Below are 24,214 nucleotides of genomic sequence, written 5' to 3'. Positions count from 1 at the left end.
TCTGCACTCGTCGTGGGAGTTTCGGAGGGTCGTGAACGCGCTGCGAAATCCAGTTTCCACTTATCGTACTTTATAAGATACGTTAATGTGCAAGGCCGCGCTTGATATCAAACGGTTTTCCACGATGGCTACGAACGACCGAGACGAACGCGAACGGGCAGCGGAAGACGAACAGGCACCGGAGGACGAGCGAGTCTCGAAGGGCGATCGAGCCACGGCGGACGAGCAAGCCTCGGAGGGAGAACGAGCGTTACGGGAGTGCGAACGATGCGGCGAGTCGTTCCTGAGCGTCTACATCGAAGACGGCGCCTGCCCGCAGTGCCGGGGCGAGTGAGCGACGAATCGGAAGTACGCTACGGACGGTTTTCCCGGGTTGCGCATCTCTTAGCCGCGCTCGTCCGAGTGCGCTTCGAGGAACGCGAGCAGTTCGTCGTTGACCTCCTTCGACCGCTCGACGTGGACGAGGTGCGGGGCGCCCTCGAACTCCCGCAGGTCGGCGCGGGGGAGTCCCTCGGCGAGCGCCCGGCCGGCGTCGACCGGAAACACGCGGTCCGCGGTGCCGTGGAGCACCAGCGTCGGCGTCGGTATCTCGTACAGGCGGTCGCTCGCGTCGAAGGCGTCGACCGCCGCGAACTGGGCGCGCTGGGCGGGGAGCGCCGCGTCGTCCGCCAGCCGCCACTCCACGACCTCCTCCAGTCCGGCCTCGAACGCCTCGCTGCTCACGACCGGACGGAGCGACTCGCGGAGCGCCTCGGGGGTCTTCTCTGCGAGCAGTCGCTCGCGTACCTCGGAGGGCGTTCCGAACCGCGACCCGCCGGGGGACGCGCCGACGAGGGTCAGCGTCTTCGCCCGCGAGCGGTCGAGGGCGTACCGGAGCGCGACCATCCCGCCCAGTCCCGCGCCGACGATGTGAGCGTTCCGAACCCCGTGGTCGGCCAACACCGCGTCCAAATCGTCTGCCATCTCCCCGACCGTGTACGGCCCGTCGGGGGCGTCCGAGCGCCCCGTCCCTCGGTTATCCCACACCAGCGACTCGAACGGCCCGGCGACGGCGGCGTGTTGCCAGCCCCACTGCCACGCGCCGTAGCCCGCGTCCTCGACGAAGGCGACCGTGTCGCGGCCGCCCGCGCCGTCCGTCTCGTAGTAGAGCGAGACGCCGTCGTGTTCCGCGAATGGCATTTCGGCGGAACCTACGGGGCGCGGGCGTTTCAAATCGTTCGGTTCGACGCTCGCGGGACGACTCCGCGACGGCAGACGCGACGAGGGCGGGCGGCGTATCTCTCACGTAGGCAAGGGTTTTTGAACTAAGACGCGAATACCCCGTATCGTGTCGACAACGAACGAGTACATGCGGTTCTTCCCCTACGACGCCCCCTACGACAACCAGCGGGAGGCGATGGATCGCATCTACAACGGACTGTCGCGCGGACAGGACGTGGTCTTCGAGGGTGCCTGCGGAACGGGCAAGACCCTCTCCTCGCTCGTCCCCGCCTTGGAGTACGCGCGCGAGGAGGACAAGACCGTGGTCATCACGACCAACGTCCACCAGCAGATGCGCCAGTTCGTCACGGAAGCGCGCGAGATAACTCGAAAGGAACCCCTGCGCGCCGTCGTCTTCCGGGGGAAGGGGTCGATGTGCCACATCGACGTGGACTATCAGGAGTGTCAGGTGCTCCGGGACAACACCTACGAGGTCGTCGATGCGGAGCGCGACAAGCGGGAACTCGAACGGCGTCAGAGCGAACTGCTGGAGGAGATGCAGGAGGGCGATTCGGACGCCGCGGACGCCCGGAGCGCCGTCATGGACGAGCTCCAGCAGATACGGGACGAGGTCGAGGCCCTACAAGAGCAGAACATCTGCGAGTACTACTACAACAATCTCACGGAGGACACGGGCGAGTTCTATCAGTGGCTCTACGACGACGTGCGCACGCCCGACGACATCTACGAGTACGCCGACGGCCGCACGCTGTGCGGCTACGAACTGCTGAAAGACGGCATGGAAGGCGTCGACCTGGTCGTCTGCAACTACCACCACCTGCTCGACCCGACCATCCGCGAGCAGTTCTTCCGGTGGTTGGGCCGCGACCCGGAGGACGTCATCACCATCTTCGACGAGGCCCACAACATCGAGGGGACGGCCCGCGACCACGCCTCCCGGACGCTGACCGAGAACACCGTCGACGGCGCGCTGGACGAACTACAGGAGAGCGACGACTTCCGGAGCGAGTCGGGCTACAACGTGCTCGCCGCGTTCCAGCGCGCGCTGAAGAAGACCTACGAGGATTCGTTCGGGTTCGGCGAGCGCGAGAAGGTCAACGAGAACTGGCGCGACGTGTCGATAGCGAACGACGACAAGCGCGACGACCTCACGCTCAACTTCCTCCAGGAGTACACGGGCACGGGCATCGACGCGGAACTGGAGGACGCGCTGGCGCTGGGCAAGGAGCTCGACCAGCAGTACGAGGAGGCGTACAAGGAGGGCACCGCGACGACGCGAAAGGAGTGCCGGACGCTGCAGGCCGCGCGGTTCGTCAAATCGTACATGGACGAGGGGGCCGAACTCGGCCAGTACCCCGTCGTCGCGGTTCGGCGCGACGAGGGTACGGACGAGGTGTACGGACGCGCGGAACTCTACACCTGCATCCCGCGAGAGGTGACGAAAGCCCTCTTCGACGAGGTGTACGCGACCGTGCTGATGAGCGCGACGCTCCGACCCTTCGACGTGCTGTCGGACGTGCTCGGGCTCACCGAACCGGTGACGCTGGCGTACGGACTCCAGTTTCCGGAGGAGAACCGCCGCACCTTCTCCGTCGAGACGCCGGCGCTCTTCGCCAGCGAGCGCGGCAACCCCGAGACGCAGGAGACCATCGCGGGCGTGCTGAGCGACGCCGTTCGATTCACCGCCGGAAACACGCTCGTCTTCTTCCCGAGTTACGCGGAGGCCGAGCGCTACCGCGACCTCGTAAGGGCTCGAATCGACGGAAACCTCTACTTCGACGAGGCCGGAACCCCCGTGGAGGAACTCCGGCGGCGGTTCACGGCGGACGACGACGGCGTCCTCTTCACCTCGCTCTGGGGGACGCTGGCGGAGGGCGTGAGCTTCGACGGCGACGACGCGCGAACCGTGGTCGTGGTCGGCGTCCCGTACCCCCACCTCGACGACCGGATGGACGCGGTGCAGGACGCCTACGACAGGGTGTTCTCCGACCGCTCCGGACGGGATTCGGGGTGGGAGTACGCCGTCGAGATACCGACGATTCGGAAGACGCGACAGGCTCTCGGGCGCGTGATTCGTTCGCCGGAGGATTTCGGCGTCCGCGTCCTCCTCGACAAACGCTACACCGCGAACAGCGTCCGGGAGATGGGTAAGTACAGCGTCAGAGAGACGTTCCCGCCGGAGGAGCGCGAGGAGATGATAGACATCGAGCCGGAGAAGCTCAAGTTCGCCATGCTGAACTTCTTCACCGACCGAGGGGCGTGGGGCGGCGAACCGCCGACGCCCTGATAACGGAGGAGAAGGCGCGTCAGGCCGGAAGCGAGAGCGTCGCTGCGGGTTCCTCGTAGGTCGCGTCCCAGAGGTGGAGTCGATTGACGTTCCACGTGATCGGGTCGACGTCCCGCTCGGCGAGTCGCCGGGCCGCGTCGAGGCTCCCGCCGCGAGCCAGCGTCACGTGCGGAACGTAATCCTCGCCCTCGATACCCTCGATGCGGTCGAACTCGACCACCAGTTCGCGGTGAATCTCGCGCAGGCCGGGGCTCTCGACCCCGAGATAGACGACCGGGCCATCGCCCCGTGCGGGACGCTCGAAGTAGTCGATTTCCGTGATTCGAGCTTCGAAGGCCGGCGTCCCGACGAGCGCGGTTCGTACCTGCATTTCGAGCCGGTCGTAGTTGTCGCGCTCGCCGAACCGCTTGACGACGAGGGTGTGGCGGTCGCGCACGGCGTCGAACCGGTGGAGCGACGGGCGCAGTTCTTCGGCGAGTCGGGCGACCTCGCCCGGAACGGGAACGTTGAGGCTGTACACCGTTCGTTGCGAGAGACCGGAGCGGTATGAGCGTGACGCTTAGCAGTAGATAGTAGCGCGATTTCTTTATTCGGAATGATATCTGAAAGCGAGTCGGACAGTACGCTAACTACGTGTACGAAGTAACCGAGATGGTGTCAGGCCGCATCGCTTTATGTTGCATCCTCTACTATCTGCGAGTCACGATCATGGACCAAAACGAAGAACATCCGTCCGATGAACCCGTGCAAACTACGATCGGCGGTGTCGACGTGCGGTTCCGTGTGGCATCGGAGAGAGAACGCCAATTTCTCCCCGACGATGTCGAAATATATGATGAGATATTTGAGGGTATGTTTTTCGAAATGAATGAGAACGATGTCTTCTTCGATATTGGTGCTCACATTGGCATCAATAGCTGTGTGATCGGTCGAAGGTATCCTGAAATAGATATCGTCTGTTTCGAGCCTCACCCACGGACACGAGAGAGCCTAGAGGCGAACCTCGAGTTAAACGGGATTGAGGCCCTCGTTATGGATTGTGCCATCTCAAATTCGGATGGGACGATAGCATTCGACACTCAACGCGATACACCGGGTGGGATGGGCGAAGTTCGCCATTCGGGGCAGAGGATAGAAACACCGGTCCGAACGCTCGATAGTATCATCAAGGAAGATGGAGTCCCATCGCCAACCGTTCTCATGTCGGACATCGAGGGCGAAGAAATCGATTTGCTCCGTGGCGGTTCAACAACCTTCTCGTCGCCAACAACGCGGCTGGCATACATCGTTACCCACGACCAGCCTTTAGAACGTCTTGGAAGTAGTAAGCAGGAAGTCGAGGATCTTCTAGGTAGTTATGGGTTCGACGAGTTGGAATACATCCGCGATAACTTCCTCAAGGCCAAAAAGTCGGGTCGCTCTGAATAACTGCTAGGGGATGAGTACCGGCGCTTGTTGGTGCGATCGTGAGACCTACCTCGTCTGGCCTGACCGTGAGTTTCGCAGCTTACTCTGAATAAAGGAACCGTGTTACCAACTGCTGTTAGTTTTCGTTTCTCCGCGACCCCCGGACGATTATAACCGACGCGTCGCCGTCGGCGCTCTCGAAACTGAGCCGCCGCCACTCGAACGGTGGCCGTATCGATTCGTTCGGCGGCGGCCGGCGTTCGCCGATCCGAATTTCGCCGTCGGTCAACCCGTTTTCGGTCCGGTTGCCGACGTCCGCGAGGGAGAGGTACGTGACATCGCCGGGTTCGAGCGGTTCCGAGAATTCGATTCCGTCCGCGATGCTCGCCGACTCGTTGGCCACGACCACGATACCCTTAGTTCCCGCCGAAAAGATCGCATTGCCGGTGTTTTCGACGGCGATAGTACCGGACTCGCGGGTCACGCTCACCCGCGGAACGCGACGAGTCCACTCCGGTTTCGTCGGCGGGGAGGTCGTTTCGAAGAAGCGGTACGAGAAATCGACCGTGGTCGGTCGGAAGTCGGAGATTCGAATCGTCCCGGAGAGATCGTGGACGAGTCCGCGTTCGTCGACGAACGCGGTCGCCGAGAGGGACGTTACGCCCGACAGTTCGGTGTATCCCGTCGCGCTGTATCGGTACAGCGTCGTCCCGTCGCGAACCGTCGTTCCGTTCCAGACGAAATCCGAACTCGTGAGCACCCGTTCCATCCGAGTATCGTTCTCGACGGGTTTCCGAAACGGGTGCGTCGAGTCGGCGACGTAGTGGTACTCGTCGTCGTCGTTCCGTGGAACGCGCACCATCGCGGTACGGTTCGTCAGATAGCTCCGATAGTGGCTGCCCACGCCGCGCAGCGCCACTAGTTCGCCCCGCCCGTGCATTCGAACTCGACCATCCCCGACGTGCGCGACGAGCGTCGAGTTCGACCACTTCAGCGGACCGGTGCTGTGATTGGGGCGGATGCGAACCTCCTTCCGGTAGTTCGTTCCCGCGAGCACGGACGCGTGGGCGGAGAGCAGTCGCTCCGCGTCGAAAATCCACTCGGTGTCCGCGCCGGGCGGCGGATTCGGCGTCGGTTGCGGAGTCCTCTCCGAGGTCGGTTCGTTCTCTACCCACGGAAGCGAGTCCGCACAGCCGGAGGACACGACGAGGAGGGCGAGGAGGAGCGCGGGGAGTCGTCGCATTCCATAGTATTTCGTTCGACCGGGGATAAATTTTAGCCGGTCGAAGCGACTCGCTGGCAACCCTTGCCGCGCCGAAAGGCTTTATACCCCTAACGGCGCAAGGGTTCGCTAATGTCGCGGACTCGCGCTATCGGGATCGCCCCCGCCGCGAGCGACGAGTCCGCCTCCTTCTCTCCGCGACGACGACCGGGGCTTTTCTAGCCCCACTAATCCCAATTCCCCTCGACCTTTCGTTCGTTCAACGCGGTACTCACGTGTTACCAACTGGCCTTTAGTCTACTCTCCGCCTTTATTTCTAAACTTTCTGAGAAGAATTTAAGTGTGTGGAGCTACTGGAGACGTGTACATGAAAACGGTTGCACTCGCCTTCTCCGGCGGGCTCGACACGACAGTTTGCGTCCCGCTCCTCGAAGAGGAGTACGGTTACGACGAAGTCATCGGCGTCACGGTCGACGTGGGCCAACCCGAAGCGGAGTTCGCGGAAGCGGAAGAGACGGCGGAGGCGCTGGATTTGGAACACTACGTGGTGGACGCCAAAGACGCGTTCGCCGAGCAGTGCCTCGACGCGGTGAAGGCGAACGCGACGTATCAGGGGTACCCCCTCGGCACCGCGCTGGCCCGCCCGGTCATCGCCGAAGCGATACTCGACGTGGCGAAGGAGAACGACTGCGAGGCCCTCGCGCACGGATGTACCGGAAAGGGCAACGACCAACTGCGCTTCGAGGCGGTCTGGCGCGCCTCCGACCTCGACGTGGTCGCCCCGGTGCGCGAACTCGGCCTGACCCGCGAGTGGGAGATGGGCTACGCCGACGAACACGACCTGCCCGTGAAGGGCGGCAACGAGGGCGTCTGGAGCATCGACACGAACCTCTGGAGTCGCTCGGTGGAGGGCGGTAATCTGGAGGATCCCGGTTACGTCCCGCCGGAGGACATCTACGAGTGGACGGCCTCGCCCGGTTCGGAGACCGAGTTCGTCGAGATAGAGTTCGAGTCCGGAACGCCCGTCGCGGTCGACGGCGAGTCCTACGAAGCGGTCGAACTCATCGAGCACCTGAACGAGGTCGCGGGGGAACACGGCGTCGGGCGCACCGACCTCATGGAAGACCGCATGCTCGGTCTGAAGGTGCGCGAGAACTACGAGCATCCGGCGGCGACGACCCTCCTCAACGCCCACGAGGCCCTCGAAGGACTGGTGTTGACGAAAGAGGAGCGTTCGTTCAAGACGCAAATCGACCGGCAGTGGGCGGAGAAAGCCTACGAAGGTCTGCTCTCCGCGCCGCTCGTCGACGCCCTCGACGGCTTCATCGACGCCACGCAGGAGAAGGTGACGGGCACGGTGACGGTCAAGTTCGAAGGCGGACAGGCCCGCCCGGTCGGCCGCGAGAGCGACCGCGCCGTCTACTCCGAGGACGCCGCCTCGTTCAACACCGAGACGGTCGGCGACATCGAGCAGGCCGACGCGACGGGCGTGGCGAAGTACCACGGGTTCCAGGCGCGTCTGGCGAGCGATGACTGACGCGGACGGCGAGGGCGGCGGCTTCGGAGGCGGTACCGGCGACGGCGACGTGGTTCGCGGCGACCGCTTCAGCGGCGGTCCCGCCCGCGAGTTCCTCTCGTCGCTCGCGGCCGACGAGCGCATCTTCGCGGCCGACCTCGCGGTCGACCGCGCCCACGTCGTGATGCTCGCGGAGCGGGGTATCGTGGACGACGAGACGGCGGGAGAGATACTCACCGCGCTGAACGTGGTCGAGGTCGACGGACACGGTTCGCTCCCCGCGGGCGAGGACGTGCACGCCGCCATCGAGACCGCGGTGGTCGAGCGGGTCGGCCCCGACGGAGGGAGGATGCACACCGCCCGGAGCCGGAACGACGAGGTGGCGACCTGCATCCGCTACCGCCTCCGCGAGGACGTGCTCGCGGCGCTCGACGCGACGCTCGCGTTCAGGGCGGCGCTCCTCGACGCCGCGGACGCGCACGCCGAGACGGTGATGCCGGGATACACCCACCTCCAGCCCGCCCAGCCGACCACGGTCGGGCACTTCCTCGCGTCCTACGAGCGGGCGGTGGCGCGCGACACGGCCCGCCTGCTGGACGCCTACGGGCGGGTGAACCGGTGTCCGCTCGGGGCGGCGGCGTTCGCGGGGACGCCCTTCGACATCGACCGCGAGCGCGTCGCGGAACTGCTGGGGTTCGACGCGGTGCTGGGTAACTCGATGGACGCGGCCTCGACCCGCGATTTCCTCGTGGAGACGGTCGCGGCGCTGGCGAACCTCGCCACGACGGTTTCCGGATTGGCGGAAGACCTCGTCGTCTACTCGAATCGCGGCTTCGTGGAGCTGTCGGACGACTACGCCTCCACGTCGTCCATCATGCCCCAGAAGAAGAACCCCGACACCCTCGAACTGGTCCGCGCTGTCGCGGGCGACGCCCACGCCGGACTCTCCGGCCTGCTCTCGACGCTGAAGGGACTGCCCCGGGCGTACAACCGCGACCTCCAGCGCGCGACCCCCCACGCGTGGGACGCCGCGGACGCCGTGACGGACGCGGTCGAGGTCGCGGCGGGCGCGGTGGCGACCGCGACGTGGAACGAGAGCGCCCTCGCCGAAGCGTCGGGCGAGGGCTTTTCGACCGCCACCGGCGTTGCCGACCTGCTGGCGATGTCGGGGATTCCCTTCCGGACGGCGCACGAGGTGGTCGCGGAGGCGGGCGAAGCGAGCTACGACGCCCTCGACTCGGCCGCGCGGGAGGTGCTCGGCGACTCCCTGTCCGAGTACGTCCCCCGCGAGGAAGTCGAATCGGCGCTCGAACCGGAAGCGAGCGTCGCCATGCGCGATTCGCGCGGCGGACCGTCCGCCGACGCGACGGCCGAGGAGTTGTCCGACGCGGAGGCGGCGCTCGTCGCCGACCGAGAACGCGTCGCGGGGCTGGTCGAATCGCTCGATAACGCGGAGAAACTGCTCCAAAACGAGGTGAACGACTATGCCTGAGCTACCGCGACCCCCTCGTGGGGTACTACTTGATCACTGAATTCCGACTCGCGGCGTTCGACTTCTCACGCGCTTAGACGACGGTATCCGAGTTTTATTCATTATTAAATACGATGGATTTAAGTCCGCTGGAGCGATAGGGGAGGGTACGATGGTAGAATGCGTTGAGTGCGGGGCCGACGTGACCCTGCACGACGACCTGGAAACCGGAGAGATAATCGACTGTCCCACCTGCGGTGTCGAACTGGAAGTCGTCGACGTGAACCCGCCAGTCCTCGAGCGAGCGCCGGAGCTCGAAGAGGATTGGGGGGAGTAAATTGCACGTCAACGAACCTTCGATTCAGTTGGCTCACGCGAACCGGAGGTGGTTCGCGTGAAGGTTGGACTGCTCTACTCCCGGATTCGAAAGGACGAGAAGCTCCTGCTCGCCGAGCTACGCGACCGCGGGCACGAGGTGACGAAGATAGACGTGCGGAAGCAAGCGTTCGACCTGTCGGAGGTGCCGGACGACTTCGCGAGCCTCGACCTCGTTCTCGACCGCTGTCTGGCGACGAGCAGGAGCCTGTACGCCACGCGGTTCTGCGAAGCGTACGGGATTCCCGTCGTCAACGACCCCCAGACCGCGGACGTGTGCGCGGACAAGGCGAAGACGAGCCTCGCGCTCGCGGGCGCGGGCGTCCCCACGCCCGCGACGAAGGTCGCGTTCACCACCGACAGCGCCCTCGAAGCGATCGAGTCGTTCGGCTACCCCTGCGTGCTCAAACCCGTCGTCGGGTCGTGGGGCCGCCTCATGGCGAAGATAGACTCCCGCAGCGCGGCGGAGGCCGTGCTGGAGCACAAGGCCACGCTCGGCCACTACGAGCACAAGGTGTTCTACGTGCAGGAGTTCGTGGACAAGCCGGAGCGCGACGTGCGCGTGCTGGCGCTCGACGGAGAACCGGTCGCCGCGATGGTGCGCCACTCCGACCACTGGCTGACGAACGCCGCGAAGGGCGCGGAGACGGCCGCGTTCGAACTGGACGACGAGGCCGAGAGGCTGGTCGAGCAGGCCAGCGCCGCGGTCGGCGGCGGCCTGCTCGGCGTGGATCTGATGGAGACCGAGTCGGGCTACACCGTCCACGAGGTCAACCACACCGTCGAGTTCAAGGCCCTGAACGAGGCGGTCGAGGCTGACGTGCCCGCCGCGGTCGTGGACTGGCTGGAGACGAAGGTTCCGCGGGAGGTGGTGGCCTGATGGCCGCCGCGACCGACGCGGAGTCGGAGACGACCGCGGAAACGCTCTCGGCCAGCGTGGTCGGAGCCAGCGGGTTCACCGGCGGCGAACTGCTCCGCCTGCTCGTCGCCCACCCCAACTTCGAGGTGGCGCAGGCGACGAGCAGGGAGTACGAGAACAAGACGGTCGGATCGGTGCACCCCAACCTCCGCGGGGCGGACCTGCGCTTTTCCGACCCCGGCGACCTCGAATCGGTGGACGCGCTGTTCGCCGCGACGCCCCACGGCGTGTCGATGCAGCACATCGAGTCGTTCCGCGAGGCCGCCGACACCGTGGTCGACCTGAGCGCGGACTTCCGCCTCGACTCCGAGGCGGAGTACGACGAGTGGTACGACGGCCACGTTTGCCCCGAGTACCTGGACGAGGCCGTCTACGCCCTGCCGGAGCTGTTCCGCGAGGAACTGGCCGGCGCGGACCTCGTCGCGGCCGGCGGCTGTAACGCGACGGCGACGCTCCTCGGCCTCTATCCCCTGTTCGACGCGGGGGTTCTGGACGGAGACGAGCGAATCGTCGTGGACGTGAAGGTCGGCTCCTCGGAGGGCGGCGCGGGCGCGAGCAAGGCGGGAAGTCACGCCGAGCGCTCCGGCGTCGTCCGCCCCTACGCGCCGACCGGCCACCGCCACGAGGCCGAAATCGAAGCCATCCTCGGAACCGGCGTCTCGTTCACCGCCCACGCGGTGGACATGGTTCGCGGTGCCTCCGCGACGAGCCACGTCTTCCCCGACTCGCCGGTTTCGAAGGGCGACCTCTGGAGAGCCTACCGCGGCGCGTACGAGGACGAACCCTTCGTCCGCCTCGTCGCGGGCGGGGGCGGCGTCTACCGCTACCCCGAACCGAAGGCGGTCGCCGGAACGAACAACGCCGAGGTCGGCTTCGAACTCGACCCCGGCAACGAGCGCGTCGTCGTCTTCAGCGCCATCGACAACCTGATGAAGGGGTCGGCGGGGCAGGCGGTTCACGCCGCGAACGTCGCGCTCGGATTCGAGGAAACCGCCGGACTGGAGTTCCAGGGGTTGCACCCCGTGGGAGCGCCATGACCGGCGGATACACCCGCGACGAACTGCTCGCCGCGCACGACCGGCTCGTCGACAACGACGCCGACGACGGACTGCGCACCGACGGCGGCGCGGTCGAAGACGAAACGTCGCCGGTCGTCGTGAAGATCGGCGGCGCGCGCGCCGTGAACCCGGAGAGCGCGCTCGGCGACGTCGCGCACCTGACCGCCAACGGACAGGACGTGGTGGTCGTCCACGGCGGTTCGACAGCGGTGGACGACACGCTCGAAGCGCTGGGCGAGGAGCCCGAGTACGTCGAATCGACCAGCGGCGTCGTCGGGCGGTTCACCGACGAGCGCGCGATGGAGGTGTTCGAGATGGTGATGCCCGGAAAACTCAACACCGACCTGACCGCCGACCTGCAGGCCGAGGGCGTCCGCGCCGTCGGCCTCTCCGGCGTCGACGGCGCGCTGCTGACAGGTCCCAGAAAATCCGCGGTCAGGGTGGTCGAGGACGGCAAGCGGAAGATTCGCCGCGGCGACCACTCCGGCAAGATAGAGGAGGTGAACGCCTCGCTCCTCGAAACGCTGCTCGACGAGGGCTACACGCCGGTCGTGACCGTGCCGATGCTGGCCGACGACGGGACGCCGGTCAACGCCGACGCCGACCGCGCCGCCGCGGCCATCGCCGGCGCGCTCGGCGGCGAACTCGTCGTCCTGACGGACGTGCCGGGCATCCTCTCCGATCCCGACGACGAGGCGACGCTCATCGAGCGGGTCGGCAGTCCCGAGGAGTTGGCGACCGCGAAGGACGCCGCGGAGGGGTTCATGACGAAGAAGGTCATGGCCGCCACCGAAGCCCTCGAAGGCGGCGCGGCGTCGGTCGTCGTCGCCGACGCGAACAACCGCGACCCCATCACGGCGGCGAGGAACGGCCACGGGACGCGCTTCACCCCCGGTTCGGTGGGGGTGTCGACGTGACTGGGTTCGTCTACTCCGAGAAGCCCATCTCCATCGAGCGCGGCGAGGGACCGTACCTGTACGCCGACGACGGAACCGCGTACCTCGATTTCGGCGCGAGCTACGCGGTCGCCCCGGTCGGCCACTGCCACCCCGAGGTCGTCTCGGCGGTGCAGGAACAGGCCGCGGAACTGCTGTTCGTCCAGGGGTCGTACCCGACCCCCTCCCGCGACGCGCTGTACGAGAAGTTGGCGGCGGTGGCTCCCGGCGGCCTCGAAAACGTCTGGCTCTGCAACTCCGGCACGGAGGCGAACGAGGCGGCGCTGAAGTTCGCCCGGAGCGCGACCGGAAACTCGAAGATAGTCGCCGCGAAGCGCGGCTTCCACGGGCGCACCATGGGGTCGCTCTCGGTGACGTGGAAGTCCAAGTTCCGCGGTCCGTACGAACCGCTCGTGCAGGACGTGGAGTTCGTCGCCTACGGCGACGAGGACGAACTGGCCGAGGCGGTGGACGACGATACCGCCGCCGTCATCCTCGAACCCGTGCAGGGCGAGGGCGGCGTCAACCCCGCGACCGCGAGCTACCTCCGGGCGGCGCGCGACCTGACGGCGGACGCCGGGGCCGCGCTGGTGCTCGACGAGATTCAGACCGGACTCGGCCGGACGGGGGAGCTCTGGGCCTGCGAGCACGCCGACGTCGTTCCGGACGTGCTCACGACCGCGAAGGGGTTGGCGAGCGGCCTCCCCGTCGGGACGACGCTCTGCGCCGACTGGATAGCCGAGGGCGCGGGGTCGCACGGCTCGACGTTCAGCGGAAGCCCGGTCGTCAGCGCCGCGGCGGAGGCGACCCTCTCGGTCGTCGTGGACGAGGACCTCCCATCCCACGCGGCCGAGGTGGGCGAGTACCTCCGGTCGGAACTCGCGGCCGCGGACCTCCCGGTGCGCGAGATTCGCGGCGCGGGGCTGCTGGTCGGCATCGAGGTGAAGCGCGGGGCCAACCGCCTGCTGAAGGAGCTCGCGCTCTCGCACCGAGTGCTCGCGCTCCCGGCGGGGCGGAGCGTCCTGCGACTCCTGCCGCCCCTGACGGTCGAAACGGAGCACGTCGACGCCGTCGTCGCCGCGCTCTCCGACGCCCTGGGGGGAGGGAAATGACGGCGACCGCGACCGTCTCGCGGGGCGACGCCCGCGACCTGCTGGTCGAGTTGGTCGAGACGCCCTCGGTGTCGGGGAACGAAGCCGACTGCGCGGAGCGCCTCGCGGCGTTCCTCGAAGCGAACGACAGGGAGGTGTGGATCGACGAGGTCGGCAACGTCCGCGCCCCCGGAAACGGCGTCCTGCTCACCTCCCACATGGACACCGTTTCGGGGGACATCCCGGTCGAACTGGACGGCGGCGTTCTCCGGGGTCGCGGGAGCGTGGACGCGAAGGGACCGCTCTCGGCGATGGCGGTCGCGGCGGTCGAAACCGGCGCGAGTTTCGTCGGCGTCGTCGGCGAGGAGGAGGGGTCGCGCGGCGCGCGCCACCTCGTCACCGACCGCGAGGAACCCGACTTCGTCGTGAACGGCGAGCCGAGCGGTTGGGAGGGCCTGACGCTCGGCTACCGCGGCTTCCAGTCCGGCACCTACTCGGTCGCGGTCGAGTCCCAGCACACCTCTCGGCCGGAGCCGAACGCCATCCAGCACGCCGTCGGGTGGCTTTCGCGGGTCGAGTCGGCGTTCGATTCCGACGGGCCGACGGTCGAATCGGTGACGGCGAAACCGGTCGAGTTCGCGGGCGGCGTCGCGGCAGACGGACTGGCCACCGAGGCGACGGTCGACGTCGAACTCCGGGTGCCGCCGGGGGCCTCGGTCGCCGAGGTGCGCGAGGCGGCCGAGGCCGAACTCGACGCCGGGTCGGTCTCGTGGAACGACCCCATCCCGCCGACGATGGCGAGTCCGCGGACCGAACTGGCGAGAGCCTTCCGGGTCGCGGTGCGGAACGAGGGCGGCGACCCCCGACTGCTTCGCAAGACGGGGACGAGCGACGCCAACCTCTACGCCGAGGCGTGGGACTGTCCGGTCGTGACCTACGGGCCGGGCGACTCGTCGCTCGACCACACCCCCGACGAGCGCATCGAACTGGCCGAGTTCGACCGGTCGATAGCGGTGCTCGCCGACGTCTGCGAATCGCTGGAGGGGGACGCGTGACGCGCCACTTCCTCGACACTGACGACCTGTCGCCGGGCGAGTTGGCCGAGGTGCTGGCGGTCGCGGAGGAGTTCAAATCGGAGGGGTCGCCCGACGCGCTGGCCGGGCGAACGCTCGCCATGCTGTTCGAGAAGCCGAGCACGCGCACCCGCGTCTCGTTCGAGACGGGGATGACGCAACTCGGCGGTCACGCCATCTTCCTCGGCCCGAACGACACGCAACTCGAACGGGGCGAACCGGTCTCCGACACGGGCCGCGTGCTCTCGCGCTACGTGGACTTCGTCATGGGGCGCGTGTTCGACCACGGCAATCTGGTCGAGATGGCCGAGCACGCGACGATACCGGTCGTCAACGGACTCTCCGACGTCGCCCACCCCTGCCAGTCGCTCGCCGACCTGCTCACCATCCGCGAGCGCTTCGGCGGGTTCGAGGACGTGTCCGTCGGATGGGTCGGCGACGGAAACAACGTCCTCAACTCCTTCGCCGTCGCCGCCTCGATGGTCGGTCTCGACCTGACGATAGCGACGCCCGAGGGGTACGAACCGTCGGAAGACGCGCTGGCGCGGGCGAAATCGCGGGGGCCGGCCCCGACCCTGACGCACGACCCGACCGAGGCGGTCGCCGACGCCGACGTGGTCTACACCGACGTCTGGGTCAGCATGGGCGAAGAGGAGGAGCGCGAGTCGAAACTGGCCGACTTCGAGGGGTTCCAACTGAACGCGGAGCTGCTCCCCGATTCGACGCCGGTGATGCACTGCCTGCCGGCCCACCGCGGCGAGGAGATAACGAACGAGGTGCTCGAAAGCGACCGCTCGCTCTCGTGGGACCAGGCAGAGAACAGGCTTCACACGCAGAAAGCGCTGCTGACGTTCCTCGCCTGAGCGCTCGGGGAGGCGGTCGACGACGGGGTGTCGATGGCCGGTCTCGGGCGGCGGCGGGGCGAGTAGCCTTTTATCGCTGTCACTCGAACCGTGGTGCGGTGAGGGGGAAGATGACGAAACTCGGTTTTACGGGCGACGTGATGCTCGGTCGATTGGTGGACGAGCGGCAGCGACAGCGGGACGTGACCGCGATATGGGGGAACGTGGACGACCGGCTCCGCGCGCTGGACGGACTCTTCATCAACCTCGAGTGCTGCCTCTCCGTTCGCGGAACGCCGTGGACGGACACCTACCGACCGTTCCACTTCCGGGCCGACCCCGATTGGGCGATTCCGGCGCTGGAGTCGGTCGGCGTCGACTGGGCGAACCTCGCCAACAACCACATCCTGGACTACGGGCCGACCGCGCTCCGCGACACCATCGACCACCTCGACGACGCCGGAATCGCCCACTCCGGGGCGGGCGTCGACGCGGACGCGTCCCACGCACCGGCGTTCGTCTCGGTCGGCGACCTCGACGTGGCGTTCGTCTCGTTCACCGACAACACGCCCGAGTTCGCGGCGGGGCCGGACGAACCGGGAACCGCCCACGTCCAGTTCGACGTGACCGACGACGAGACGACGCGCGTCGTCGGCGAGGCGCTCGCCCGCGCCCGCGAGGCGGACCCCGACCTGCTCGTGGCGTCGCTCCACTGGGGGCCGAACATGCGCACCGAACCGCCCGTCGAATTTCGGGAGTTCGTCCGCTGGTTGGCCGAGAGAGGCGTCGACGTCGTCCACGGCCACAGCGCGCACGTCTTTCAGGGCGTCGAGGTGGTCGACGGGACGCTCGTGCTGTACGACACGGGCGACTTCGTGGACGACTACGCGGTGGACGACTCGCTCCGCAACGACCGGAGTTTCCTCTTCGAGGTTCGCGTCGACGGGGGCGACCCGACCGAACTCCGACTCTCGCCGACCGAGGTCTACGACCTCGCCGTCCACGAGGCGGAACACTACGCCGGCAACTGGAGCATGCAACGGATGGACACCCTCTCGTCGGCGTTCGGAACGCAGTTCGAGCGCGAGGACGACGAACTCCGCCTGCCGCTCTAGGCGACCGCGGCCGCTCCGAGGGCGCGTCAGAAATCCGCCGGGCTCGCGAACCCGGGTTACTTTTCTTGGGTAGTTATAGTATTGTAATAATCTAGAAAAAAGAACTAAATTTATTCGTGAAAATAATAGGGCGCACCATGCCAACAAGGCGCAACATGCTGAAACGAATCGGTGCGGCCGGTACGGCCGGAGTAGGGGCGGCGGTCCTCTCGAGTAACACGGCGGCGGCGAAGCCGACCGTCGATTGGGAGCCGGCCCATTCGAGCAACTACACGGCCGCGAACCGCGGCGCGGCGGAGATCGACGCCATCGTCATCCACGTCGCGCAGGGGTCGGCGGAGAGTACGGTCAACTGGTTCCAGGACCCCGACGCCAACGTCAGCGCCCACTACACCATCAGGGACGACGGGTACAAGTACCAGAGCTTGAGCGACATCAACATCGGCTGGCACGCCGGCGGTGTCGGGTGGTACAACGACGCCACCATCGGCATCGAGCACGGCGGCTACGTGAGCAGCGGCTTCCCGGACGCGCAGTACCGAAGCTCCGCCGAACTCGTCCGCTGGCTCTGCAACGAGTACAACATCCCGAAGAGTCGCGTCTCCGGTGTCGCGTCCTGCGGCGGGGAGAGCGGCATCATGGGACACCATCAGGTCCCCGAGACCGACTGCGGCTACAACGACCACACCGACCCCGGTCAGTACTGGGACTGGGACTACTACATGAGCCTCATCTGAGGCGCAGGGAATCCTCCCGCTTTCGATTTTTGACCGCGCGGGCGATGCCGTCAGCGTTGCCACCGTCCGCGCCTTTTTCTCCCCGGAGCCCATTCCACCGCGCGATGAACCTCACGCTCTCGAATCCGACCGCGCCAGTCCCCGACGTCGCGGACGACGGCGTCTGGCTGGCCTGCATCGAATGCGGGTGGACCGGTCCGCCGTTCGACCAGATTCGCTATCGCTGTCCGGACTGCGACGGTCTGCTCGAAGTGCGCTACGACGACCACCCGACGTTCGACGATTTCGGCGAGCGCGGCCCGAAGCGGGGCGTCTGGCGCTACGCCGACGCGCTCCCGGTCGACTCCGGCGTGAGCATCGAGGAGGGGGACACGCCGCTCTACGAGGTGCCGACCATCGAGGACGAGGTCGGCGTCTCGGCCCTGCGGGTCAAACACGAGGGGATGAACCCGACCGGGAGTTTCAAAGACCGCGGGATGACGCTCGGCGTTCGCGTCGCGCAGAAACTCGGCGTCTCCCGGCTCGCCTGCGCGAGCACGGGCAACACCAGCGCCGCGCTGGCCTGCTACGGCGCGCGCGCCGGAAGCGAGGTGCTCGTGCTCCTCCCCGCCGGAAAGGTCGCCGCCGGAAAGGTCGCGCAGGCCAGCCTCCACGGCGCGCGCATCCTCGAAGTGGACGGTAACTTCGACGACTGCCTCGACGTCGTCTCGGACCTCGCCGACCGCGGCGAGGCGTACCTGCTCAACTCGCTGAACCCCTTCCGACTGGAGGGCCAGAAGACCATCGGCCTCGAGATACTCGAGGGGTTCCGCGACCAGACCGGCGAACTGCCGGACAGAATCGTCCTCCCGGTCGGTAACGCCGGGAACACCAGCGCGCTGTTCAAGGCGTTCCGCGAACTCGTCGCCGCCGGGGAACTCGCGCCCGAGGAGGTGCCGACGCTGACCGGCGTGCAGGCCGAGGGCGCGGCCCCGATGGTCGAAGCCATAGAGGAGGGAGCCGACGAGGTCCGGCGCTGGGACGAGGTCGAAACCGTCGCGACCGCCATCCGAATCGGCTACCCGGTGAACGCGCCGAAGGCGCTCCCCGCGATTCGGGAGACCGGCGGAACCGCCGTCGCCGTCTCCGACGGGGAGATAACCGACGCGCAGCGCGCGCTGGCGCGGGACGGCGTCGGCGTGGAACCCGCCAGCGCGGCGAGCGTCGCGGGCCTGCGAACGCTCCGCGAATCGGGCGAAATTTCGGCGGACGAGCGCGTCGTCTGCCTGACGACGGGCCACCTCCTGAAGGACCCCGACGCGGCCGCCGCGGCGGGGGTCGAACCGGAGCCCGTCCCCGCCGACACGGACGACGTGCTCTCGCTGCTCTCTCGGTGACCCGTCCGGCTGTCGGGCGCCCGACAGCGTAAAACGACGCCCGACCCGAAGGGAGGCATGGTGGGGAAAACGGACGTTCTGATAATCGGCGGCGGCATCACCGGCACCGGCGTCGCGCGCGACCTCGGACTGCGCGGCCTCGAAACGGTCGTCGTCGAGCGCGGGCGACTCGCGGACGGCGCGACGGGGAACATGCACGGACTCCTGCACAGCGGCGCTCGCTACGCGGTCGCCGACCCGGAGAGCGCGGCCGACTGCATCGAGGAGAACCGCATCCTTCGCGACGTGGCGAGCCACTGCGTCGACGAAACCGGCGGTTACCTCGTTCAACTGTCGGCGGACGACGAGTCCTATTTCGAGCGGGCGCGCCGGAGCTGTCTCGACTGCGGCATCGACGCCGAACCGGTCGCCGTCGAGGCGGTTCGGGACGACTGCCCGCGGCTATCCCCGGAGGCGGAGCGAGCGTTTCGAGTGCCGGACGCCGTCGTCCACCCGTTTCCGCTCACCGTGGCGAACGCCGTCGGTGCCCGCGAGCGAGGGGGAACCATCGGGACGCACGCGGAGGTCGTGGACGTGCTCGTCGAAGACGGCGCCGTCGTCGGGGCGGAGGTTCGACACCGGGAGGCGTCGGGAACCGAGGAGATTCGCGCCGATCACGTCGTCAACGCGACCGGCGCGTGGGCCGAATCGGTCGGCGCGATGGCCGGGGTCGAGATTCCGATGCGGCCGTCGAAAGGGGTCATGGTCGTCGTCGACTACCCGGCGCTCGACGCGGTTCTCAATCGCGGTCGCCCGGCGTCCGACGGCGACATCGTCGTCCCGCACGAACGGACGGTGGTCCTCGGGACGACGAGCGCCGAGGTGGAGGACCCGGACGACTATCCGAAGACTGAGCGGGAGACCGACCGGATGGTCGAGGCGGCGAGCGAGATGATTCCCGACGTCGCCACGGCGCGGGTCGTCCGGTCGTACTGGGGCGTCAGACCGCTGTTCGGCGGGACGGACGCCGACATCGAAGACGGGCGCTCCTTGACCCGCGATTTCACCCTCCTCGACCACGAGGAGCGCGACGACCGCCCGGGGATGACGACCATCGTCGGCGGGAAGCTGACCACCTACCGACAGATGGCCGAGGCGGTCGCGGACCGCGTCTGCTCGGCGCTCGGCGTGACCGAACCGTGCCGAACCGCGACGGAACCGCTGCCCGGCCGCGACGACCCCGACGCGCTTCGAGGGGCGCTCGACGAGTTCGGTCCGCTCCCGCCGGCGGAGGAACTGCCGTCAGACGTGCTCCGGGAGTGACGACCGCGGGTCCGAACGCGACGGTCGCGCCGACGAGCCGCGAGAGTCCGCTCGTGGGGCGTCGAAACCCTATCCGACCTCCGTTCGCGCGAGCCAGACGACGACGGCGGCGCTGACGACCAGACAGCCGAGCAACCCCGCGAACGCCGCGACGTACGACGCGCGTCCCGCGACGAAGCCGACGTAGGTCGGCCCGAGGCTTCCGAGACCGATGTAGACGGTGCGGGTCGCGCCGAGGTCGCCGCCCATGCTCCCGTCCGGGAACGCGTCCATCAGGAACGCCTGCATGACCGGCGGGTACGCCATCAACCCGGCGGCGAAGACGACGACGCACCCCGCGATGGCGAGCGTGCCGGAGGCGAGCAGGAGGGCGGCGAGGGCGGCGGCGGCGAGCGTGAGCGCCCCGGCGGCGACGACGGGCCGCGAGATACGGTCGCCGAGCGACCCCGAGAGGGGTTTCACCGCCGCGCCGACGACGAACAGCGCGGCGAAGCCGCCGCCCGCGAGTGCGGGCGAGAATCCCTTCACCGCTTGGAGGAACGTCGGCAGAAAGCCCGCGACGGACTGCCAGACGAAGGCGTACAGCGAGTAGGCGACGAGCAGGGACGCGGTTCGACGGTCGCCGAATCGGCGAGCGGTCACGCCCAGGTCGCGGAGCACGACTCGACCCGCGCCCGCGTCGAATCGGGGTCGGGTGTACGCCTCGCGGCTCCAGCGATGGAGCAGGACGAGCACCGTCACGAGGACGAGGGTGACCGGCAGGAACGCGAACCGCCACGTGGCGACCGCGAGGACGACGACCGCGAGGCCGGCCGCCACCGCGCCGCCCGAGTCGCCCGAGGCTGTGTGCAGGCCGAACGCCTGCCCCCGACGGGCGACGAACAGGTCGGAGACGAGCGCGCGTGCCGGGGTCGGGTAGAGGCCGGCACCGGAGCCGACGACCGCCGCGCCGAGCAGGAACGCCGAGTAGGTCGGCGCGCTGGCGAGCGCCGCGAAGCCGACGACGAGCAGCGCGAGTCCGGCGGCGAGCAGGCTCTTCCGCGAGAGGCGGTCGGAGAGCCTTCCGCTGGGATACTGGCCGAGCGCGTACAGTCCCCAGAGCAGGGAGAGCGCGAGCCCCGCTTGGAACTCCGTGATGCCGAGCGAATCCATCACGGTCGGGAGCATGGGCGAGAGCACGAGTCGGCCCGCCTGAATCATCGCCCAGCCGAGCGAGATGGCGAGCAGCAGTCGTCCGGAGTAGCCCGTCACGAGTTGCTCGTCGTTCGGGAGTCGGTCGTCGTTTCGGAGTCGGTCGCCGTTTCGAAGTCGGTCGGCCACTGGTTTGACCGAAGGCGGGCGCGTACTTGAGTCCGGCTTTCGCGGCAGGGCGGGGACGGAGTTCTCGAAGCGTCAGGTCATCACGTCGGAATTGCTCCCGTCTTCGTATAAAAAGGTTCGTCGCCCGTCGCTCGCCTATCCGTTCAGCGCGATGCTCCGCACTTCGATGATGCGCTCGTCGGCTTCGAGGGCCTCCTTGGCGTCCTCGGTGAGTTCGTCGTCCAGATTGTAAACGGAGAGCGCCTCGCCGCCGTCGGTTTCGCGGGCGTTGAACATCCCCGCGATGTTGAGGTTGTGTTCGCCGAGGACGGTGCCGACGAAGCCGATGACGCCGGGCACGTCCCGGTTGCGGGCGACGAGCATGTACCCGTGCGGGATGGCGTCCACGCGGAAGCCGTCGATGCGGACGATTCTGGGGTCGTCGCCGGCGAAGAGGGTCCCCTCGACCGTGATCTCCTCGTCCGCGCTCTCGACGGTGACGGCGATGAGGCTCTGAAAGTCCTCGGCCTGTCGGGTCTTGCTCTCGGTGACTTCGACGCCGCGCTCCTCGGCGATTTGCGGCGCGTTGACCGCGTTGACCTGCCACTCGAGCGGTTGGAAGACCCCCTTCTGGGCGCTCGCGGTGACGAGTTCCACGTTCTCCTCGGCGATGTCGCCCTCGTAGTTCACCTCGATGCGCTCGATGCGCTCGTCCAGGAGTTGCGTCGCTATCTTGCCCGCCGTCTCCGCGAGTTCGATGTAGGGTTGGACGCGGGGGAACGCGCTCTCCTCGACCGAGGGGGCGTTGAGCGCGTTGATGACGGGTTCCTCGCGCAGCGCGGCGACGACCTGGTCGGCGGTGCTGGTGGCGACGTTCTCCTGCGCCGCCTCCGTGCTCGCGCCGAGGTGGGGCGTGACGATGACGTCGTCCACGTCGAGCAGCGGGTTGTCCTCCGGCACCGGTTCCTCGGCGAACACGTCCACCGCGGCACCCGCGAGGATGCCGTCCTCGACCGCCGCCGCGAGCGCCACTTCGTCCACGACGCCGCCGCGGGCGCAGTTGACGACGTAGCCGCCTTCGACCTGCGCGAGTTCCTCGTCGCTGATGAGATTCTCCGTTTCGGGCGTGAGCGGAGTGTGCACCGTGAGGAAGTCGGCGCGGTCGAGACACTCGTCGAGTTCGACCAGTTCCGCGCCCAACTGCCGGGCGAGGTCCTCGCTGATGTAGGGGTCGTAGGCGACCAGTTCCATGCCGAGGCTGTCGAGTTTCTTGGCGACCTCCTGTCCGACCCGACCGAGGCCGACGATGCCGAGCGTCTTCCCGTTGAGTTCCGTGCCGAGGTATTCGCCTTTCGCCCACTCGCCGGCCTTCAGTCGGACGTGGGCCTGCGGGATGGAGCGCGCCGCGGCGAACGCCATCGCGACCGTGTGTTCGGCGGCGGCGCGGACGTTCCCCTCCGGCGCGTTGGCGACGATGACGCCGTGTTCGGTCGCGGCCTCGATGTCGATGTTGTCCACGCCGATTCCGGCGCGCCCGACGATGACGAGCTCCGACGCGGCCTCGAACACGTCGCGGTTCACGTCGGTCCCGGAGCGGACGATGAGTCCGTTCGCGTCCGAAACCGCGTTCAAGAGCGCGTCGCCCGTCACGTCGTAGGCCGTCTCCACGTCGTACCCCGCATCGCGGAGTCGATCGAGTCCCGCGTCGGCGATGGGGTCGGTGACCAGAATCTTCATTGCTGGAGAGCATACACTCCACGCCCGTTAACGCTTTCTCTCACAGCGAAGATTGCCATAATAATTCCTATTCGAAACCGGCGGAATGAAGTCGCCCGTTCGCTCCCTCGCGGGTCGGCGTGAGCGACGGGGTCTCTCCCGTTTCCCGCCGAGGCGTCCTCGATGCTCCGCGCGGAGCATCGGTACACCGAACAGATATATCACCGCCGGTCGAAGTTATTACCGTAAATCGATTCCGCGACGAATCGCCGACGGACGACCGCGACCGACACCGAACACCGACATGAACGAGCAAGAACGACGACGACTCCTCGACCGACTCCGGCGCCCCTCCGGAACCGTCGGAAAGAAGATGCCCGACGAACTCACCCTCGGGGGGACGACTATCGACTTGAACGCGTTCGTCTTCGAATGCAAACGTCTCGACACCATCCCCGAGGACGAGCGCGAACGCATCGAGGAGATGAAGACGGAACTGAAACGCGAGCGACTCGAACGAAAACAGCGGATAGCCCGGGACGATATCTCGTTCGAAGAGGGTGAACGACTCGTCGAGAGCGTCATCGGCATCGACCGGGCGCACAACGCGTTGGCGGGTCTCGACGCACCGAGTATCGAGGAGGAGATGCGGCGGAAAAAGCTGGACGATGCGCGGGAACTGCTCACCCTGATACGACGGGGGCTGTGATCGAGCGTTCCGAAACGGACCGGGCGAGGTACCGGTAGCCAAAATCGCTAACTAAAGCGGTAGCGTGCGAATTTTGGAGCCATGACGACGGCAGAGGAGAACAAAGAGACCGTTCGAACGTTCGTCGAACAGGCGTTCAACGAGGGAAACATGGATGCGGTGGACGAGTACGTCGCCGAGGACTTCGTTCGTCACGACCCGGCGGCCGAGGACGTTCGCGGGGTCGACGAGTACAAGGAGTTCGTGAAGATGAACCGAACCGCGTTCCCCGACTACCACGAGAGCATCGAGAGCATGTCCGCCGAGGACGATACGGTGATGTACCGGTGGATTCTGCACGGAACGCAGGAGGGGGAAATCATGGGGGTCGAGCCGACCGGGAAAAGCGTCGAGATAAACGGAATGGTCGAAATGCGGCTAGAAGACGGAAAGATCGCGGAGATGTGGGGAACGTTCGACGCCCTCGGAATGCTCGAACAACTCGACGCAGTTCCCGAACAAATCAAAGAATAGCCGGGGGACCGGCGGCAATTTCCCCGACAA

Annotated in this window: 23 protein-coding genes; 18 read left to right on the top strand and 5 right to left on the bottom strand. The window is 67.1% G+C overall.

Annotated elements, in window-relative coordinates; genetic code table 11:
- Positions 1–124 precede the first annotated feature (124 nt).
- Entirely contained in the window at positions 125–334 is a 210-nt protein-coding gene (locus tag LIX00_RS11235; protein WP_227353279.1) for a hypothetical protein, read from the top strand.
- Between the two features lie 50 nt (positions 335–384).
- On the opposite strand, the gene LIX00_RS11230 is transcribed toward LIX00_RS11235, so the two are convergent.
- Positions 385–1,179: an alpha/beta fold hydrolase gene (locus tag LIX00_RS11230; RefSeq protein ID WP_227353278.1), complete on the bottom strand. Its 795-nt coding sequence runs from the start codon at positions 1,177–1,179 to the stop codon at positions 385–387.
- A gap of 169 nt (positions 1,180–1,348) precedes the next feature.
- On the opposite strand from LIX00_RS11230, the gene LIX00_RS11225 reads away from it, so the two are divergent.
- Entirely contained in the window at positions 1,349–3,508 is a 2,160-nt protein-coding gene (locus LIX00_RS11225) for an ATP-dependent DNA helicase (protein ID WP_368410746.1), read from the top strand.
- A gap of 19 nt (positions 3,509–3,527) precedes the next feature.
- Here the strand turns inward: LIX00_RS11225 and LIX00_RS11220 are convergent, their stop codons facing one another.
- The gene (locus LIX00_RS11220; RefSeq protein ID WP_227353277.1) at positions 3,528–4,028 is read right to left on the bottom strand and encodes a 2'-5' RNA ligase family protein; all 501 of its coding nucleotides are present in this window, start codon (positions 4,026–4,028) and stop codon (positions 3,528–3,530) included.
- 188 nt (positions 4,029–4,216) lie between these two features.
- Here LIX00_RS11220 and LIX00_RS11215 point away from each other — a divergent pair, with 188 nt between their 5' ends.
- A complete protein-coding gene (locus tag LIX00_RS11215; RefSeq protein WP_227353276.1) occupies positions 4,217–4,936 on the top strand; it encodes an FkbM family methyltransferase in 720 nt (239 codons plus the stop codon).
- 115 nt (positions 4,937–5,051) lie between these two features.
- Here the strand turns inward: LIX00_RS11215 and LIX00_RS11210 are convergent, their stop codons facing one another.
- Entirely contained in the window at positions 5,052–6,158 is a 1,107-nt protein-coding gene (locus LIX00_RS11210; protein WP_227353275.1) for a hypothetical protein, read from the bottom strand.
- A 346-nt stretch (positions 6,159–6,504) separates the two neighbouring features.
- Between LIX00_RS11210 and LIX00_RS11205 the strand changes: the two genes are divergently transcribed.
- From LIX00_RS11205 to LIX00_RS11145, 13 genes are all read left to right on the top strand, one after another.
- Positions 6,505–7,674, top strand: coding sequence for an argininosuccinate synthase (locus LIX00_RS11205; RefSeq protein ID WP_227353274.1), 1,170 nt, complete (start codon positions 6,505–6,507; stop codon positions 7,672–7,674).
- The gene (gene argH / locus LIX00_RS11200; RefSeq protein ID WP_227353273.1) at positions 7,667–9,145 is read left to right on the top strand and encodes an argininosuccinate lyase; all 1,479 of its coding nucleotides are present in this window, start codon (positions 7,667–7,669) and stop codon (positions 9,143–9,145) included. The genes LIX00_RS11205 and argH overlap by 8 nt, the downstream gene beginning before the upstream one ends.
- Positions 9,146–9,296: 151 nt before the next feature.
- On the top strand, positions 9,297–9,461 hold the full coding sequence (lysW, locus tag LIX00_RS11195) for a lysine biosynthesis protein LysW (protein ID WP_227353272.1): 165 nt from the start codon (positions 9,297–9,299) through the stop codon (positions 9,459–9,461).
- A 57-nt stretch (positions 9,462–9,518) separates the two neighbouring features.
- On the top strand, positions 9,519–10,379 hold the full coding sequence (lysX, locus tag LIX00_RS11190) for a lysine biosynthesis protein LysX (protein ID WP_227353271.1): 861 nt from the start codon (positions 9,519–9,521) through the stop codon (positions 10,377–10,379).
- Complete coding sequence (gene argC, locus LIX00_RS11185) at positions 10,379–11,455, top strand: N-acetyl-gamma-glutamyl-phosphate reductase (RefSeq protein ID WP_227353270.1); 1,077 nt, start codon at positions 10,379–10,381, stop codon at positions 11,453–11,455. Before lysX ends, argC begins: the two co-directional genes overlap by 1 nt.
- Positions 11,452–12,393, top strand: coding sequence for an acetylglutamate/acetylaminoadipate kinase (locus LIX00_RS11180; protein WP_227353269.1), 942 nt, complete (start codon positions 11,452–11,454; stop codon positions 12,391–12,393). Before argC ends, LIX00_RS11180 begins: the two co-directional genes overlap by 4 nt.
- Positions 12,390–13,523: an aspartate aminotransferase family protein gene (locus tag LIX00_RS11175; RefSeq protein ID WP_227353268.1), complete on the top strand. Its 1,134-nt coding sequence runs from the start codon at positions 12,390–12,392 to the stop codon at positions 13,521–13,523. The genes LIX00_RS11180 and LIX00_RS11175 overlap by 4 nt, the downstream gene beginning before the upstream one ends.
- Complete coding sequence (locus LIX00_RS11170) at positions 13,520–14,557, top strand: [LysW]-lysine hydrolase (protein WP_227353267.1); 1,038 nt, start codon at positions 13,520–13,522, stop codon at positions 14,555–14,557. Before LIX00_RS11175 ends, LIX00_RS11170 begins: the two co-directional genes overlap by 4 nt.
- Positions 14,554–15,438: an ornithine carbamoyltransferase gene (gene argF, locus LIX00_RS11165; RefSeq protein WP_227353266.1), complete on the top strand. Its 885-nt coding sequence runs from the start codon at positions 14,554–14,556 to the stop codon at positions 15,436–15,438. Before LIX00_RS11170 ends, argF begins: the two co-directional genes overlap by 4 nt.
- A gap of 140 nt (positions 15,439–15,578) precedes the next feature.
- The gene (locus LIX00_RS11160; protein WP_438267075.1) at positions 15,579–16,532 is read left to right on the top strand and encodes a CapA family protein; all 954 of its coding nucleotides are present in this window, start codon (positions 15,579–15,581) and stop codon (positions 16,530–16,532) included.
- Between the two features lie 137 nt (positions 16,533–16,669).
- Positions 16,670–17,269, top strand: a complete 600-nt coding sequence (locus tag LIX00_RS11155) for an N-acetylmuramoyl-L-alanine amidase (RefSeq protein WP_227353264.1) — start codon at positions 16,670–16,672, stop codon at positions 17,267–17,269.
- A gap of 104 nt (positions 17,270–17,373) precedes the next feature.
- Positions 17,374–18,645: a threonine synthase gene (gene thrC / locus LIX00_RS11150; RefSeq protein ID WP_227353263.1), complete on the top strand. Its 1,272-nt coding sequence runs from the start codon at positions 17,374–17,376 to the stop codon at positions 18,643–18,645.
- Between the two features lie 57 nt (positions 18,646–18,702).
- Positions 18,703–19,947 carry an FAD-dependent oxidoreductase gene (locus tag LIX00_RS11145; protein WP_227353262.1) on the top strand — a complete coding sequence of 415 codons (1,245 nt, stop codon included), beginning with the start codon at positions 18,703–18,705 and terminating at the stop codon, positions 19,945–19,947.
- A 69-nt stretch (positions 19,948–20,016) separates the two neighbouring features.
- Here the strand turns inward: LIX00_RS11145 and LIX00_RS11140 are convergent, their stop codons facing one another.
- Both LIX00_RS11140 and serA read right to left on the bottom strand, forming a co-directional pair.
- On the bottom strand, positions 20,017–21,267 hold the full coding sequence (locus tag LIX00_RS11140; protein ID WP_227353261.1) for an MFS transporter: 1,251 nt from the start codon (positions 21,265–21,267) through the stop codon (positions 20,017–20,019).
- Between the two features lie 135 nt (positions 21,268–21,402).
- Positions 21,403–22,983 carry a phosphoglycerate dehydrogenase gene (gene serA, locus LIX00_RS11135; protein WP_227353260.1) on the bottom strand — a complete coding sequence of 527 codons (1,581 nt, stop codon included), beginning with the start codon at positions 22,981–22,983 and terminating at the stop codon, positions 21,403–21,405.
- Between the two features lie 283 nt (positions 22,984–23,266).
- Between serA and LIX00_RS11130 the strand changes: the two genes are divergently transcribed.
- Both LIX00_RS11130 and LIX00_RS11125 read left to right on the top strand, forming a co-directional pair.
- Entirely contained in the window at positions 23,267–23,671 is a 405-nt protein-coding gene (locus tag LIX00_RS11130) for a DUF5788 family protein (protein ID WP_227353259.1), read from the top strand.
- Between the two features lie 81 nt (positions 23,672–23,752).
- A complete protein-coding gene (locus tag LIX00_RS11125) occupies positions 23,753–24,184 on the top strand; it encodes an ester cyclase (RefSeq protein WP_227353258.1) in 432 nt (143 codons plus the stop codon).
- Positions 24,185–24,214: the final 30 nt, after the last annotated feature.

The organism is Haladaptatus salinisoli (genome assembly GCF_020614375.1).
Taxonomy (GTDB): domain Archaea; phylum Halobacteriota; class Halobacteria; order Halobacteriales; family Haladaptataceae; genus Haladaptatus; species Haladaptatus salinisoli.
The sequence above is the reverse complement of the archived record's forward strand: the minus strand, read 5'-3'. Positions and strand labels throughout refer to the sequence as shown.

Coding starts and splice junctions, on each gene's coding strand:
- argH (WP_227353273.1), top strand. CDS start 7,667: ATGACTGACGCGGACGGCGAGGGCGGCGGCTTCGGAGGCGGTACCGGC.
- LIX00_RS11225 (WP_368410746.1), top strand. CDS start 1,349: ATGCGGTTCTTCCCCTACGACGCCCCCTACGACAACCAGCGGGAGGCG.
- LIX00_RS11215 (WP_227353276.1), top strand. CDS start 4,217: ATGGACCAAAACGAAGAACATCCGTCCGATGAACCCGTGCAAACTACG.
- serA (WP_227353260.1), bottom strand. CDS start 22,983: ATGAAGATTCTGGTCACCGACCCCATCGCCGACGCGGGACTCGATCGA.
- LIX00_RS11130 (WP_227353259.1), top strand. CDS start 23,267: ATGAACGAGCAAGAACGACGACGACTCCTCGACCGACTCCGGCGCCCC.
- LIX00_RS11160 (WP_438267075.1), top strand. CDS start 15,579: ATGCTCGGTCGATTGGTGGACGAGCGGCAGCGACAGCGGGACGTGACC.
- LIX00_RS11205 (WP_227353274.1), top strand. CDS start 6,505: ATGAAAACGGTTGCACTCGCCTTCTCCGGCGGGCTCGACACGACAGTT.
- LIX00_RS11230 (WP_227353278.1), bottom strand. CDS start 1,179: ATGCCATTCGCGGAACACGACGGCGTCTCGCTCTACTACGAGACGGAC.
- LIX00_RS11210 (WP_227353275.1), bottom strand. CDS start 6,158: ATGCGACGACTCCCCGCGCTCCTCCTCGCCCTCCTCGTCGTGTCCTCC.
- LIX00_RS11145 (WP_227353262.1), top strand. CDS start 18,703: ATGGTGGGGAAAACGGACGTTCTGATAATCGGCGGCGGCATCACCGGC.
- argC (WP_227353270.1), top strand. CDS start 10,379: ATGGCCGCCGCGACCGACGCGGAGTCGGAGACGACCGCGGAAACGCTC.
- LIX00_RS11235 (WP_227353279.1), top strand. CDS start 125: ATGGCTACGAACGACCGAGACGAACGCGAACGGGCAGCGGAAGACGAA.
- LIX00_RS11180 (WP_227353269.1), top strand. CDS start 11,452: ATGACCGGCGGATACACCCGCGACGAACTGCTCGCCGCGCACGACCGG.
- thrC (WP_227353263.1), top strand. CDS start 17,374: ATGAACCTCACGCTCTCGAATCCGACCGCGCCAGTCCCCGACGTCGCG.
- lysW (WP_227353272.1), top strand. CDS start 9,297: ATGGTAGAATGCGTTGAGTGCGGGGCCGACGTGACCCTGCACGACGAC.
- LIX00_RS11155 (WP_227353264.1), top strand. CDS start 16,670: ATGCCAACAAGGCGCAACATGCTGAAACGAATCGGTGCGGCCGGTACG.
- LIX00_RS11125 (WP_227353258.1), top strand. CDS start 23,753: ATGACGACGGCAGAGGAGAACAAAGAGACCGTTCGAACGTTCGTCGAA.
- LIX00_RS11170 (WP_227353267.1), top strand. CDS start 13,520: ATGACGGCGACCGCGACCGTCTCGCGGGGCGACGCCCGCGACCTGCTG.